General features: G+C 46.4%; 12 protein-coding genes. 8 read left to right on the top strand and 4 right to left on the bottom strand.

Translation table 11 applies throughout. The annotated features are described in order from the left end of the window. Positions 1-229: 229 nt before the first annotated feature. Positions 230-1,495: an MDR family MFS transporter gene (locus ACTSEZ_RS18505; protein ID WP_369735821.1), complete on the bottom strand. Its 1,266-nt coding sequence runs from the start codon at positions 1,493-1,495 to the stop codon at positions 230-232. A gap of 143 nt (positions 1,496-1,638) precedes the next feature. Between ACTSEZ_RS18505 and ACTSEZ_RS18500 the strand changes: the two genes are divergently transcribed. Further along, a complete protein-coding gene (locus ACTSEZ_RS18500) occupies positions 1,639-2,433 on the top strand; it encodes a VOC family protein (protein ID WP_369735820.1) in 795 nt (264 codons plus the stop codon). A gap of 33 nt (positions 2,434-2,466) precedes the next feature. Here ACTSEZ_RS18500 and ACTSEZ_RS18495 read toward each other — a convergent pair whose 3' ends face one another. Continuing rightward, entirely contained in the window at positions 2,467-4,281 is a 1,815-nt protein-coding gene (locus ACTSEZ_RS18495) for a solute:sodium symporter family transporter (RefSeq protein WP_369735819.1), read from the bottom strand. A 159-nt stretch (positions 4,282-4,440) separates the two neighbouring features. Then, a complete protein-coding gene (locus tag ACTSEZ_RS18490; RefSeq protein ID WP_369735818.1) occupies positions 4,441-4,842 on the bottom strand; it encodes a hypothetical protein in 402 nt (133 codons plus the stop codon). A 167-nt stretch (positions 4,843-5,009) separates the two neighbouring features. Here ACTSEZ_RS18490 and ACTSEZ_RS18485 point away from each other — a divergent pair, with 167 nt between their 5' ends. The 6 genes from ACTSEZ_RS18485 to treR all read left to right on the top strand — a co-directional run bounded on the left by ACTSEZ_RS18485 (position 5,010) and on the right by treR (position 11,586). After that, positions 5,010-5,381 carry a DnaJ family domain-containing protein gene (locus ACTSEZ_RS18485; protein ID WP_369735817.1) on the top strand — a complete coding sequence of 124 codons (372 nt, stop codon included), beginning with the start codon at positions 5,010-5,012 and terminating at the stop codon, positions 5,379-5,381. A 15-nt stretch (positions 5,382-5,396) separates the two neighbouring features. Beyond that, a complete protein-coding gene (locus ACTSEZ_RS18480; RefSeq protein WP_369735816.1) occupies positions 5,397-6,740 on the top strand; it encodes an FAD-binding domain-containing protein in 1,344 nt (447 codons plus the stop codon). Between the two features lie 14 nt (positions 6,741-6,754). Beyond that, positions 6,755-7,405: a DUF429 domain-containing protein gene (locus ACTSEZ_RS18475; RefSeq protein WP_369735815.1), complete on the top strand. Its 651-nt coding sequence runs from the start codon at positions 6,755-6,757 to the stop codon at positions 7,403-7,405. A 266-nt stretch (positions 7,406-7,671) separates the two neighbouring features. Next, a complete protein-coding gene (gene treP, locus ACTSEZ_RS18470; RefSeq protein WP_369735814.1) occupies positions 7,672-9,087 on the top strand; it encodes a PTS system trehalose-specific EIIBC component in 1,416 nt (471 codons plus the stop codon). A 63-nt stretch (positions 9,088-9,150) separates the two neighbouring features. Continuing rightward, on the top strand, positions 9,151-10,833 hold the full coding sequence (treC, locus tag ACTSEZ_RS18465) for an alpha,alpha-phosphotrehalase (protein WP_369735813.1): 1,683 nt from the start codon (positions 9,151-9,153) through the stop codon (positions 10,831-10,833). A gap of 33 nt (positions 10,834-10,866) precedes the next feature. Next, positions 10,867-11,586, top strand: a complete 720-nt coding sequence (gene treR, locus ACTSEZ_RS18460; protein ID WP_369735812.1) for a trehalose operon repressor — start codon at positions 10,867-10,869, stop codon at positions 11,584-11,586. A 35-nt stretch (positions 11,587-11,621) separates the two neighbouring features. Here the strand turns inward: treR and ACTSEZ_RS18455 are convergent, their stop codons facing one another. Next, positions 11,622-13,109 carry a phytoene desaturase family protein gene (locus ACTSEZ_RS18455; RefSeq protein WP_369735811.1) on the bottom strand — a complete coding sequence of 496 codons (1,488 nt, stop codon included), beginning with the start codon at positions 13,107-13,109 and terminating at the stop codon, positions 11,622-11,624. 167 nt (positions 13,110-13,276) lie between these two features. On the opposite strand from ACTSEZ_RS18455, the gene ACTSEZ_RS18450 reads away from it, so the two are divergent. Next, a complete protein-coding gene (locus ACTSEZ_RS18450) occupies positions 13,277-14,212 on the top strand; it encodes an alpha/beta hydrolase (RefSeq protein ID WP_369735810.1) in 936 nt (311 codons plus the stop codon). Positions 14,213-14,505 lie beyond the last annotated feature (293 nt).

Genomic DNA, 14,505 nt, shown 5'->3' with positions numbered 1-14,505 from the left:
AATGTTAAAGGGAAATTGTGAGTTGAGTGAGCAATCTTAGGACAAGGACATATTGTAGTTATTCCATTAAAGGGGGCTTTAATGGAATAATCGCCTAAATAAAATGGTCAGAGGCACATCAGCTACTGACCATTTTAAATACAAATATAATTGTTTTTAAGATACAAATAACTCTACAATTTTGTTTGATTATTAGAAGTTTGTACTTCAAAACAGAACCCTTTATGATTCATGCGCTTTTTTCACTGCGCTTTTCATAAACCGCAAACGTCACCCAGTAAAGGGCTGCACTTGCAAGCGCAAGCATTCCGAGGATGGCAAATGTCCACTGAAAGCCAAACCAGACCGTCATCGGAATGGAGAGCGGGGCAATGGTCCGTCCGACCGTGTAGCGGAGACTCGCTGCCGCAAAATACTGGCCGCGCATATGCTCGGGTGCAAGCTTTGAAACAAAGCTCTGCTGCAGGCCGGCTGTCATCAGTTCGGCGAGAGTGAACAGTGCCATGGCGAAAATCAGGCCCCACATGAAGCCGAACTGGCCGAAAAGGAAGATCGAGACTGCGTATATGATGGAAGAAAGAATAAAAACATTCCGTTCTTTGTACATCGTCATCCATCTCGTTACAGAAATCGTTAACAGGGCGACCAGCAGGCCATTTTCCGAAAGAAGAAAGCCGAAGGCCTGCTCGCCGCCAAGTGTGAACGACCAGCTGCCGAGTGAAAGCAATTCTTCATTTTGTACGGTTTCCTTCGTATAGACGGGAATCAGCATGTCAAGCTGCATGAAGGTCTGTGCAGCAAGAACACCGGCACCAATATACAGGAGGAAGGCCCGGTCCTTGAAGATGATTTTGTATTCTCCCAGCTGCTGAAGGAGAAAGTGGTGCCACTTTGTGCTTCCCTTCTTGTTCAGTACGGATTCCGGTGCTGTTTCCCTTGTCCAGAGAAAAAGCATGCCTGAAAGCAGAAAACAAATAAACCCTGCAAAGACGAGGAGTTCAAAGAAATAGTTCACATAGAAGATGGCTCCTAAGATGGGGCCGATGACGACAGCCAGATTAATTGACGTATAAAACACCGCAAACACATTGCTCCGGTCTTTTTCCTTCACCACATCCGCAATCATAGCCTGGCTGGCAGGCCAGTAGAACGACCCGAAAACTCCTGCAAGAGCGAAGCATGTAAATCCAATCAGAGGAGCGTCAAGCCAGGGTGAAACAGACAGAGCAAATATGAGGAATGATATTCCCTGGCCCGCTGAAGAAAGAACGAGCATCTTTTTTCTCCCGAACCGGTCCGCGCAGTAGCCTCCCATTAAATTCGCCATGACTGAAAAAATCTGTGAAAACACTAATAGAAATCCGGCCTGTTCCTTGCCGAACTCATCTGCAAAATAAATCGTCAAAAACGGGAAAAACATCCAGTACGTAATATTCATCAACGCTTCCCCGAACAAGCGTATCTTTAAATTCCGGTCCCAATCTCTAAGTCTCATGCTGCTGACCTCACTTTTTAAAATCAAACCTCTATCATCATACCCTGCTGCACAAAAAGGGGCAAACAGGTTCATGCTTGTGCAGGGGCACATAAGGTGGTAGGTTTTAGTCAGGCCGAAAATAAAGCCAAAGGAGCTGTCCAATGGAAATTATTTTAGATCATCTCGTTCATTTTACAGACCGCCATCCGCTTGAAGCGGCAGAGTTTTTTAAAAAACAGGGACTGACTGCTGTAATGGGGGGCAGGCATGAGAAATGGGGCTCGTATAACAGCCTTTGTTATTTCAGCAACCTCGCCTACTTGGAGTTCCTATCGATTGAAGACAGGAAAAAAGCCAATGAATCGGACAACCCTCTCATCCACCGTCTGCTGAAACAGCGGACCGAGGGTCTTGGCCAGATTGCTCTGAGATCGGACAATCTTGAACATGTGAAAGCAGAGCTTGAAGAGAAGGGGCTTGAAACAGGAGACATTCTTGAAGCGGGCAGAAAACGCGAGGATGGATCACTGCTAGAGTGGAAAATGCTTTTCATCGAGCAAAGCGACGACGAAGCGCCTCTGCCTTTCTTTATTGAATGGAAGCAAACAGAGGATGAACGAAAGCATGACCTGTTCAGGTCTGGCGCACTTCCGTCTGAAAATACCGAAGTGTCGGTTTCGAAAGTACACTATATCGTAAGGGATTTAAATTCAGCTGTTCTGAAATGGAGAAAATATTTTGACCTTCCAAGAGGCGAAGAGGCTGTTTATGATGAGTGGCGGGCAAGGATTTATACATTCTCTCTTCCGTCTTTTCAGCTGATTTTTGCCGAGCCGTCAGGGGACGGCCTTGTTCAGCAGATGCTTGAACGAAAAGGGGAAGGACCTTACCTCGCAGAGTTTGATCCGCCTGTTTTCAAATCTTACTATCAGGTGCACGGCAGCATGTACAAATAAAAATCAGCCTCCTTATTTGGGAGGCTGATTTTTTTAGTCAGTCAAATATTTAACAGATACAGGATTCAATTTTCCCGAAGGGCGGCGAAGCCTGTAACTCTTTTTCGTGTGCTGCTTCAGCAGGTATTCTTCATACTTCCGGTTCCAATGCTTAATGGACGCAAACACGAGTACCCCAGTTATTAGAACGAGGCCCGCAATCGCCGGCCAGAATGCCGCTGATACATATCCGTCCGCATACGCAAGTCCAATTGGAGAAAAAACGATATAGGTTGCGCAAACCAGTGAAAGAAGAATCACAGATGTGGCGATGGTGTATTTCCACGGCAGCATGTCAACGGATGCTTCAGTCTTATAAATGTAGGCTTGTTCTCTGGGTTTGATCATTCCAATTACAAGCATCATGAACACTTCGATGAAGAAGAGAATGGCATAGATGTGAATGAAATGAATGTCAACGGTAAAGCCGAAGAGATGGTTTGTCCCCCATACAAGCATATAGTAAGTAATGACGTGGAAAATGATCACCACTTTTGCAGCTGCTGCCGGAACAAACTTGGACAGGAGCCCTACAAGGACAATGGCGATAATCGGGATGTTGAAAAAGCCGGTAAATTTCCGGATTAAATCCCATAAACCGTCCGGCGCATACATAAGCAGTGGAGAAACAAACAACGCGACAATGGCAAGCAGGGTTCCAAAGAGCTTGCTGACGCTGATCAGTTTTTTATCATCTGCCTTCGGATTTACCTGCACCTTGTAAATATCGAGCGCAAACATCGTGGCGGCACTGTTCAGCAAAGAGTTGAACGAGCTGAACACGGCTCCAAGCAGGACTGCAAGGAAAAATCCTGACAGATACGTCGGCAGCACATCCGCAATCAGAGTCGGATAGGCAAGGTCAACGGATTTCAGGCCGTCACCATATTGATGGAACACAATGATGCCGGGAATCATCATGAAAAGAGGGATCAGAAGCTTATAAAAGCCTGAAAGAATGACCCCTTTTTGACCTTCGGCAAGGTTTTTGGCGCCAAGTGTACGCTGAATGACATACTGATTGGACGCCCAATAAAACAGGTTGGCGAAAATCATCCCTGTGAAGATGGTGCCGAAGGGAACAGAGTCTTCACTTGATCCGATGGCGTTCAGCTTTTCGGAATGAGAAGTGGTAATCTCTTTCATGCCATCAAGCATGTTTCCATTGCCAAGGGCGATAAAACCTAAAACAGGCACGAGAATTCCGATGATTAAGAGCCCGATTCCGTTTAGTGTATCTGACACAGCGACTGCTTTCAGCCCGCCGAAGATGGCGTACACAGCACCGATAATGCCGATTACCCAAATGACAAGCCAGATTGACTGCATGTAAGAAATCCCGAACAGCGCCGGAACGTCAAACATCTGCAGGACTGCAAGAGCTCCGGAATAAAGCATGGAAGGAATCGTTACCAGAATATACCCGAGCATAAAAAGAATGACGGTATACCGTCTTACGCCCTCATCGAACCGTTTGCTCAGGAATTCGGGGAGAGTCGTAAAACTGCCGCCAAGGTATTTTGGGAGCAAATACAAAGCCATCACAACAATCGCAAAGGCGGAAGTAACCTCCCAGGCCATATTTGACAGGTTTGTGCGGTAAGCCTGTCCATTAAGTCCCACGAGCTGCTCAGCCGATAAATTTGTAAGAAGCAATGAACCTGCTATAAAACCACCCGTAAGGCCTCTGCCTGCAAGGAAATAACCGTTTGAATCTTCATTGCCACCTTTTGTTTTCAGATAGGAAATCCATGCTACAAGACCCATAAAAAAGGCGCATGATAAAAGCGTGAACCAGATTCCTCCCATATGTATGCCTCCTTCAAGATGCTAAAATTGTTTTTTAGAATAATTTCTACCCATTAAATACCTCCTTTCTGAAAAGATAAACCTTGTTAGGTCAAAAACAGGAAATATGAACGAGAAAAAGTCTGATTTGAGAGAAAAATCAGACTTTTAGAATGTTGCTTATTTATTTAAAGGTTTTACCACAATCGCCTGCGAGCATTTCCGGATCACGCAGTCCTTCATTTCCTCAAGCGACAGCATGCCCAGTGTGAGCGCGGCCTGAATCTTTTCTTTGTCAGGCTGTTTTACGAGAATAATACAATCTGAGAGATTTAATTCTTCAAGAACTTTAACGGTTTTATCGGGATGATAGGATTCGGACTGCCTGATTTGCCGCTGAATCTTGTAGGCTCCGATTCTTTCTTCCCCTTTGCTGTTTTTGCCGTATTCATGATCAAAATAGGCGTTGAAAATTTTTTTGATTTCAGCCATTTCTTCTTCAATTTTCTTAGCCTTTTCATTCAGTGCAGCATACCGGGAGACCATTTCCTCAGGGATCTGAAAGGTGTTTGAATTGTTCATTCTGATGCCTCCAATTTATGATGTTCTTAAATGTTATGCAAGAGGGCCTGTTTGCAGAACGTCTGTTTGATTGTTTGTCACGAATCATCTATATTTTTAAGAAGGAATCATGCGGCACAATGTATAAGCTAGTAAAGAGAAGTGATTACAGGACAGGAGGCTGTAAAATGGATCTGTTCACCATTCTGTCAGAGGATAAAATAAAGCAGGCCATAAAAGACGGGGAATTTAACCGGCTGCCCGGCATGGGAAAACCGCTTCAGCTTGAGGATTTGTCCCATATTTCCCCCGAGCTGAGAGTGTCCTACAAGATGATGAAAAATGCAGGCATGCTTGATGAAGAGGCAGAGCTGAAAAAATCCATTTATAAGCTTGAAGACCTTGCGTCAGCCTGTCAGGATGCCCTTGAAAAAGAAAAGCTTGAGATGCAGCTGAGCGAAAAACGGGTAAAGCTTGAAAGAATACTGAAAAAGCGCGGCACATTTTCATCAAAGGCTTCCGCTTTTTACAAAAATAAAATCAATTCGAAATGGTCATAACATGGAGTGAGTGACATGAACGTTGTCTGGTTTAAACGGGATCTGAGGACCGAAGACCACATCCCCCTTGCCGAAGCAGCACGGTTCGGGGAAGTGCTGCCGCTGTATGCTGCGGAGCCTTCGTTTTGGGGGACAGGTTGCCTTTCAGCACGGCATTTTCAATTCGTACGGGAAAGTCTTGAAGACATGCAGCTTTCATTTGAGAAAATGGGAAGCAGTCTTTACACATTCATTGGTGAGATGGAGGATGCGCTCGAAGAAATGTATGAAACGTGGGGTGACTTTTCCCTGTATGCGTACATTGGATCGCGGTCTGCGGCAGACGTGAGCAAGCATGAAAGAGTCAGAGACTGGATGACTGATAGAGGCCTTGCTTTTCATGAGTATGAAGAGTACGATGCACCCGGAAAGAATGCAAAGCAGAGGTGGGAGGCTTTTTGCGGAAGCGAAGCAGCCCGGATGCCCAGCCGCTTATCCATACCTGAAAAGGTTCCGGACCGTTTCTTTTCCGGCTCAGAAAAGCTTAAATCGCTCCCTGTCAAAGGCAGTCCTATAAAATTTGGGCAGCAGGGAGGGGAAACACAGGCACTGGAAACGATTGAAACGTTTTTAAATGAGCGTGCCGCTTCCTATTTAGAAAATCGGTCAAATCCTCTTCAGTCCACGATTTCTTCAAGCAGATTGTCTCCGTATCTCGCTTGGGGAAACATCTCGCTGCGCACCGTTTTACAAAAAACGTCGATAAAGATAGAAAATTGTGATAATTTGTTCCCCGTGGAACAATTGGCGGCTTTCATGGATCAGCTGAAGGCGAGATGGAAGCTTATGGATAGCGGAGTTGAAGCGATTTCAGAGCTGTGCCTTCATGATGAAAGGCCACCACTATTCGACAAATGGCACGCGGGAGAAACGGGCATACCGTTTGCTGATGCATGCATGAAATGTCTGCACAAAACAGGATGGCTGCCTGCCAAGTACCGTGGCATGCTTGCTTCTTTTGGAATTGCGGTTCTCAAACTGGATTCCGCAGCGTGTTCCGCAGCACTTGCGTCCCTTTTTCTCGATTATGAGCCGGCGATTCACACCGAACAGATGAAAAAGGTTTCTTCAAAAGTGGTGAACCCGGTCAAAATAGGAAAGACAGAAGATCCGGATGGAGTCTTTATCAGGAGGTATTTGCCCGTTCTTGAACGTGTACCTGTGAAATCCATTCATGAACCTTGGAACTATCCAGGTTTTTTTCAGCTGGACTACCAAGCTCCGGTGATTGATCTGAAAAAAGCGATAAAACCTGCAAAAAAAGGAACGGAACGCAAAAACAAGCCTTCTGACAGTGAACAGCTGTCATTTGATTTATAAAAGGAGGGAGAAAAGTGCATGTAGTTGGAATTGATCTTGCCGGTCCTGCCAATCACAAGGAGACGGCAGTTGCTGTTTTTAAAAAAGAAGCGGACAGCCTTGTACTGAACAGCTTGACGTTTCATAACAGCGACCGGCTTATTCTGGATACAGTAAGCCGTTTAGCCTCAGAAGGAGGACAGGTTACTGTCGGCATTGATGCGCCACTCTCCTATCAGGACGGCGGCGGGGACAGGCCCTCAGACAAAGCTGTCAGATCAAAGCTTCGGGAGGCGGGCCTCTACCACGGCTCCATCATGCCGCCGACCCTCAACCGCATGGTTTATCTCACTTTAAGGGGCATTCATCTGAGCAGGGCGCTTGAGAACTATACTGCTTCTATCGTTGAAGTGCACCCCGGCGGAGCAATCGGACTAAGGCTGAAACCTGAGGACCGGCATCTCGCTCTGTCCTATAAAAAATCAGAAGAAGACAGGAGAAGCCTTCTGCCGTTCTTTGAACAGTGGAGGATGAAAAGCATTTCTCCGGACGCTGCAGAAACAAGCCATGGACTTGATGCATGTGCGGCGGCTCTTGCTGCCTGGCACTGGGAAGATCCCGAGCATGAGCCCGAAATATGCATAGGGGCCGATAAGCCGTTTCATCCTTTTGATTTTTGCTGTTGAAGATCACGTTTATGCGTGGTCTTTTTTAATTTGTTTTTTCCTGCTTGTATGGCGGTAAAAAGGGTAACAACCAAGTAAAGACCTGCTGAAGGGAATGATTGTATGCATGAAAAAGCATCTATCTGAAAACGATTACGCTTTTCTGTTGACAACCTGTATATACAGGAATACAATGTGAGTGTAACTTGTATATACAGGATAATTTCCAACGAACAAAGCTAGACTAATAGCAGGGAAATGAAAACGATTTCGGGAGGTTGAAATAGATGAGCGTGAACAAGCAGGAAGTCCGCGACATTGTGGAGGCGGTCGGCGGTAAAGAGAATATTGCCGCTGCTACGCACTGTGTTACCCGTCTGCGGTTTGCTTTGAAAGATGAAAGCAAAGTGGACAAAGAGAAGCTTGATCAGATTGATATGGTAAAGGGTTCATTTTCAACGAACGGCCAGTTCCAGGTCGTTATTGGACAGGGCCTTGTTGACAAGGTATATAAAGAAATGGCTGAACAGACAGGCATGGGCGAATCGTCAAAAGAGGATGTTAAGGAAGCCGCATCAGGCAAATTGAATCCGCTTCAACGTGCCGTTAAGATGCTTGCGGATATTTTCATTCCAATTCTTCCGGCGATCGTGACGGCCGGTCTTCTTATGGGAATCAACAACATTCTTAGCGGGAAAGATATTTTCTTTGACGGGCAGTCTCTAATTCAGGTTTATCCGCAATGGGCGGATTTGTCCTCCATCATTAACCTGATTGCCAATACCGCCTTTACCTTCCTGCCTGCTTTGATCGGGTGGTCGGCAGTAAAGCGGTTCGGCGGAAGCCCGCTGCTTGGTATTGTCCTTGGGTTGATTCTTGTGCATCCGGATCTTCTGAATGCATGGTCTTACGGTGAAGCTCAGGCCAAAGGAGAGGTGCCGGTATGGAACCTGTTCGGTCTTGAGGTTGAAAAAATCGGCTATCAGGGACAGGTGCTTCCGGTTCTGTTTGCATCGTACCTGCTTGCCAAAGTAGAAGTTTTCTTAAACAAGCGGATACCGGATTCCATCAAACTGCTTGTTGTTGCTCCAATCACTCTTTTAGTAACAGGCTTTGCAGCATTTATCCTGATTGGACCTGTAACGTTTGCAGCCGGTAATGCCATTACAGACGGCGTCATTGCCATTTTCGACAACTTTGCTGCTCTTGGCGGTCTCCTGTACGGCGGATTTTATTCGCTGCTTGTTGTAACAGGCATGCATCATACGTTCCTTGCCGTTGACCTTCAGCTTGTGGCGAGCGCAGGAGGAACGTTCCTGTGGCCGATGCTTGCTCTGTCAAACATTGCTCAAGGCTCTGCCGCATTTGCGATGATGCGCATTGTGAAGGATGAAAAGCAAAAAGGTCTTGCCCTGACATCCGGTATATCCGCTTATCTCGGAATTACGGAGCCGGCCATGTTCGGTGTGAACCTTAGATACCGCTATCCGTTTATCGCGGCCATGATTGGTTCTGCGATTGCTGGCATCTTTATTACAATCAACCATGTCAAAGCATTCTCAATCGGCGTCGGCGGAATCCCGGGATTCCTTTCCATCCAGTCCGAATACTGGACAGCATTCTTTATCGGAATGGCGATAGCCATTGTCGTGCCGTTTGTTCTGACATATGTGTTTGCGAAATTTAACTGGAAGAAAAAATAAAAGCAGAAAGGGACAAGCCATTGTCCTTTTTTGCGTAAATTCTATAATGGTGGTGCATGTACAATGAAACAGCCCTGGTGGAAAAAATCAGCGGTCTATCAGATTTATCCGAAAAGCTTTAACGATACAACGGGAAATGGAGTCGGCGATATTCAGGGAATCATCGATAAACTTGATTATTTGAAAAAACTCGGCATCGATGTCGTGTGGCTGACGCCGATTTATGAATCTCCCCAAAAAGATAATGGCTATGATATCAGCGACTATTTTTCGATTCATGAAGAATACGGAACGATGGAAGACTTTGAACGCTTGTTAAAAGAGGCTCATGACCGCGGAATTAAAGTCATCATGGATATCGTCGTGAATCACACGTCAACAGAGCATGCCTGGTTTAAAGAAGCACAGTCTTCAAAAGAGAATCCATACCGTGATTTTTACATCTGGAAAGAGGGAAATGAGGACGGTTCTGAGCCGACAAACTGGATTTCTAAGTTCGGGGGCTCTGCATGGAAGCTTGATGAAAAAACAGGCGAATACTACCTTCACCTTTTTGACGTCACACAGGCAGATTTGAACTGGGAAAACGAAGAAGTCCGCCGGAAAGTGTACGACATGATGACGTTCTGGTTTGAAAAAGGTGTCGACGGTTTCAGGCTTGACGTCATTAACCTGATTTCAAAGAATCAGGATTTCCCTGATGATGACGGCAGCACAGCACCGGGAGACGGCCGCAAGTTTTACACAGACGGACCGCGCGTACATGAGTATATGAAAGAAATGAACAGAGAAGTGTTCTCTAAATATGACAGCATGACAGTCGGTGAAATGTCATCCACCACAATCGACAACTGCATCCAATATTCAAATCCGGATTCCAATGAGCTCAGCATGACGTTCAACTTCCACCATCTGAAAGTGGATTACCCGAACGGAGAAAAGTGGGCGCTGGCTGACTTTGATTTTCAGGCATTGAAGCAAATCCTTTCAAAATGGCAGGTTGAGATGCATAAGGGAGGCGGCTGGAATGCTCTTTTCTGGTGCAACCATGATCAGCCGCGCGTCGTTTCAAGATACGGAAACGACGGCAAATACCGCGTGGAATCGGCAAAAATGCTTGCCACAACCGTCCACATGATGCAGGGGACTCCCTATATCTATCAGGGCGAGGAATTCGGGATGACAAACCCTAAATTTGAATCCATCAATGATTACCGCGATGTGGAATCTCTGAATATGTTCAATATTTTAAAAGAAGCCGGCAAGTCGGAAGAAGAAATCCTTGAGATCTTAAAGAGCAAATCAAGAGACAATTCCCGCACGCCGGTTCAATGGAATGACTCGAAGCATGCAGGATTTACAACAGGCACCCCATGGATCATGCCTGCGAAAAATTACCCTGAGATCAACGCCGAGAAAGCCGTCCAGGATGAAAACTCAGTCTTCTATCACTATCAGAAGCTGATTCAATTAAGAAAAGACATTGATCTCATCACGTACGGAGATTACGAACTGATCCATGACGACCATGAGCAGCTGTTTGCCTACGTCCGCAACGGAGACGGCGAAAAACTGCTCGTCATCAACAATTTCTATGAAAAAGAAACCGTCTTTACACTGCCTGAGCACATCGGTGATGAATTTAAAGCGGAAATCCTGATCAGCAACTACCCGGACTCGAGTGAATCGGTAAAAGAAATCACTCTCCGTCCATATGAATCTGTCGTGTATCATCTTAAAAAGTAAGATTTCATGGTAAACTGGTGATGGTGGTTAAAGATGAAAACAAACAATAAATACCTGGCTATTTACCAGGAGCTTGCCGATTTAATCAAACAGGGCATTCTCGCGCCTGATGAAACCATTCCATCTGAAAACGAGCTTGCTGCAAAATACGAGACGTCAAGGGAGACAATCCGCAAGGCGCTCAATCTATTGGCGCAGAACGGGTTCATTCAGAAGGTAAAAGGAAAAGGGTCCATTGTGCTCGATGTGACAAAAATGAGCTTTCCCGTTTCCGGTCTTGTCAGTTTTAAAGAGCTGTCTAAAAACCTTGGACGCTCGTCCCGCACAACTGTAGAAAAACTGGGTCTGATCAAACCAGATCCGTTTATTGCCCAGCAGCTGAACCTTAGCGGCGGGGATGAGGTATGGGAGGTTGTCAGGTCAAGAAACATCGACGGGGAATCCATTATCCTCGATAAGGATTACCTGAACAGCCGCTTCATTCCTTCTTTAACAAAGGAAATCTGCGAGGATTCCATTTACCGGTACATTGAAGAAGAGCTTGGTCTCAAAATCAGCTTTGCCAAAAAAGAAATCGTTGTGGAAGAGTGCACGGAAGAAGACTATGCTTACCTCGATCTGCACAGCTTTACCCACATCGTAGTCGTGAAAAACCATGTTTACCTGGATGATACAAGTCTGTTTCAGTATACAGAATCAAGACACAGACTCGATAAGTTCCGGTTTGTGGATTTTGCCCGGAGAGGGCATTGAAAAAGTCAGGCAGCTGCCTGACTTTTTTTGTGCTTTCAGCTGCGCATTTCCTTTAGAACAGACTGGGAAGCATGATACCCGCTGACAGACACACCAATTGTTCCGGCCCCGGGAAACACACTGTCGCCGCACAGGTAGATGCCCGGTATGCCGGTGCGGTGTGACAGACTGTTGAACAGCGAATGCTGCAGAGTTTGCGGATATCCGCCCACCATTCCTCCCGGCCTTTTTGTGAACGTTTCCCACGCTCCTGGAGCCCCCGGCATCACATCTGTCAATCCGTTCTGCAGACGCGGAATCGCCGTCTCAATCGAGCGCAGCATCCGGTTTGTGAGCACCTCTTTATACAGGTCATACTTTTCCTTCGTATCCCACAGCTTCAAGTCCGTATGGGTGCTCGCTGTCATCGTTCTGTATCCGGCAGGTGCCCTCCGCTCATCGCCTTTTTTTGAAACTGAGAGAAACAGGTGATGCCCCTCAGTCATATCGCCTGAATCATTGTCCATCACCTGATGGAAAAGCGGAAAGTTCTCTGGGATGACCTCCTCTTCTACAGTCAGATAAAGCGTCATCGTGCCCCATTGCTGCAGGCTTTGCTTCTTCGTATATGCTTTGCTCAGCTGCTTTTTTAAATCCTTGGACAGGAGGCTTGTAAACCCTGGCAAGGGAAGATTGCAGATGATAGTGTCTGCGTCATAGGTCATGTTCTTCCGGTCAGTCACTCTGTACCGTCCGTTTTCTGTATGAATGGATTTCACCCAGGATCTTTTTTTAAGAACGGCTCCGCGCTCTTTTGCGAATGCGGCAAGATGCTCGGCTATCTGATACAGGCCGCCATTCACATAAAACGCGCCGTCATGGTATACAGTCAGGGCGTAAGCGCCAAGGATGGCAGAACAGTCCTCGCTCGTTGTCTGCATCGAATCAATCAGCTGGGCATCAAGTAAGTGAACAAAGTCCCGCTCATTCTGCAGTCCGTGTTTTTTCAGCAGCGCCGCCATCGTGCTCTGAAAATAAGGGAGAAGGCTCAGGGTAGAAGGTTTCAGTGACTTTAAGAGCTTCCCCCACTCAAAAGCTGTTTTGGGAGGAAGGACCGGCAGGGGATCAATCAGCTTCTTTACTTCAGCACCGGTTTTCCATATGTCTGAGTAAAACGCGCGGATCTTCGCTGTAAGATGCGGAAAGTGTTTTTCCACTTCTTTTAAATAAAGAGCCCGGTCGCGGTAATAGGATATGGTTTTTCCCGGCAAATGAATGTCCATGATGACATCAAGCAGGCTGTGCTCCTGAAAAGAAAGACCAAGTTCGCGGAAAAGCTTTTCGTGCACGCCGCCTTGTTCAAAGCCCATGCCGAGGGTTGCCCCTGCAGGATATAAAAACTTCCCGCGCTGAAACTTGCCGGCACAGCCGCCCCATTCATTTGATGCTTCGAGAACGGTCACTTCCGCTCCTTGCTTTGCAAGAAAAGCAGCTGCTGTCAGTCCGCCGATGCCGCCTCCGATGATGATCGTCCGTTTTGCCATCGTTTTCACCTCGCTGTCATTGTACGTTTTTACCGCTCAGCCCCCAACTTTTAATCGGCTGCCGGTATTCTTACAAAACTTTTACAGTGAATAAACGGTACCCTCACACTTATCACCTATTATGAAAACGGTAATATGATGTGGAAAAGGGAAGTGAAGGTGATACCATGTGGATTTTGCTTTGCTCCATACTTGCCGCTTTGATAGCAATACTCGCTGTATCCTTCTTTTTCAGCACCCTTATTACAGTACCCAGAAAAGTGGAATATGAAAAAACGTACAGGCTCGGAGTGGAAAGCGGGGAAATCAATACAGAGCATTTTGAAAAAACGCCTAAAGAAGAATGGTTCATTGATTCCTACCACGGCTACAAAATTCACGGCATGTGGTTTCCTGTCGGCGACAGCAAAAAAGCCATAATTATTGCACATGGAATCACGTGGTCGCTGTTCGGAAGCTTCAAATACGTCGAAATGTTCCACAAACGGGGTTATCACGTTCTTCTGTGTGACCACAGATTCCATGGCCTGAGCGGCGGCACGCACACCTCATTCGGCTACTATGAAAGCGACGACCTGCACGCCTGGGTCGACCATATATATGAAGAACTCGGATCATCCGCATTTGTAGGCATACTCGGTGAATCCCTTGGAGCGGCATCGGCCCTGCAGTATGTGAAAAAAGATCCCCGTGTTTCCTTCTGCATCGCAGACTGCGCCTTCAGCGACCTGACCGAACTTTTGAAAACACGGCTCAGACTGGACTTTAAAATCAGATTTTATCCGCTCATCTACCTGACCAGCATGGTCACGAAGCTCAGATACGGGTGGGGATTTGAGGAAATAAAGCCTGCGCGTGATCTTGAGAACACGAAAACACCCATTCTCTTCATCCACGGTAAGGAAGATTCCTTTATCCCTGTCAACATGACCCTTGATATGTACAAAATGAAAAAAGGACTCAAACAGCTGTACCTGGTGCCGAAAGCCGGCCACGCCCAGGCGTTTCTAACAGACCCCGAGGGCTATGAAACTAAGGTACTTGAGTTTTTAAAGAAGATCGAGCATGACGGAGATGGAATAGCAGAGATGGGAGGACGCTGAGGCGTCTTTTTTTGTTTGGGGGGTGGTGTGAAATAACATGATGGTTGTGAAGGGTCATAAGGAGGATGCATATGACCGTTCATCAGTTCCAGCCAATCGTGAAAGGTCATAAAGAGGAGAGAAATGACCTCTCAGCAACTCCAGCCAATCGTGAAAGGTCATAAAGAGGAGGTATATGCACTCTCAGCAGTTCCAGTCATTCGTGAAGGGTCATAAGGAGGATGCATATGCCCGTTCATCAGTTCCAGCCAATCGTGAAAGGTCATAAGGGGGATGCATATGTCCGTTCAGCA

The sequence above is a fragment of the Metabacillus mesotrionivorans genome (genome assembly GCF_052171315.1).
GTDB lineage: Bacteria > Bacillota > Bacilli > Bacillales > Bacillaceae > Bacillus_P.
The sequence above is the reverse complement of the archived record's forward strand: the minus strand, read 5'-3'. Positions and strand labels throughout refer to the sequence as shown.

Coding starts and splice junctions, on each gene's coding strand:
- ACTSEZ_RS18505 (WP_369735821.1), bottom strand. CDS start 1,495: ATGAGACTTAGAGATTGGGACCGGAATTTAAAGATACGCTTGTTCGGG.
- ACTSEZ_RS18500 (WP_369735820.1), top strand. CDS start 1,639: ATGGAAATTATTTTAGATCATCTCGTTCATTTTACAGACCGCCATCCG.
- ACTSEZ_RS18495 (WP_369735819.1), bottom strand. CDS start 4,281: ATGGGAGGAATCTGGTTCACGCTTTTATCATGCGCCTTTTTTATGGGT.
- ACTSEZ_RS18490 (WP_369735818.1), bottom strand. CDS start 4,842: ATGAACAATTCAAACACCTTTCAGATCCCTGAGGAAATGGTCTCCCGG.
- ACTSEZ_RS18485 (WP_369735817.1), top strand. CDS start 5,010: ATGGATCTGTTCACCATTCTGTCAGAGGATAAAATAAAGCAGGCCATA.
- ACTSEZ_RS18480 (WP_369735816.1), top strand. CDS start 5,397: ATGAACGTTGTCTGGTTTAAACGGGATCTGAGGACCGAAGACCACATC.
- treP (WP_369735814.1), top strand. CDS start 7,672: ATGAGCGTGAACAAGCAGGAAGTCCGCGACATTGTGGAGGCGGTCGGC.
- treC (WP_369735813.1), top strand. CDS start 9,151: ATGAAACAGCCCTGGTGGAAAAAATCAGCGGTCTATCAGATTTATCCG.
- treR (WP_369735812.1), top strand. CDS start 10,867: ATGAAAACAAACAATAAATACCTGGCTATTTACCAGGAGCTTGCCGAT.
- ACTSEZ_RS18455 (WP_369735811.1), bottom strand. CDS start 13,109: ATGGCAAAACGGACGATCATCATCGGAGGCGGCATCGGCGGACTGACA.
- ACTSEZ_RS18450 (WP_369735810.1), top strand. CDS start 13,277: ATGTGGATTTTGCTTTGCTCCATACTTGCCGCTTTGATAGCAATACTC.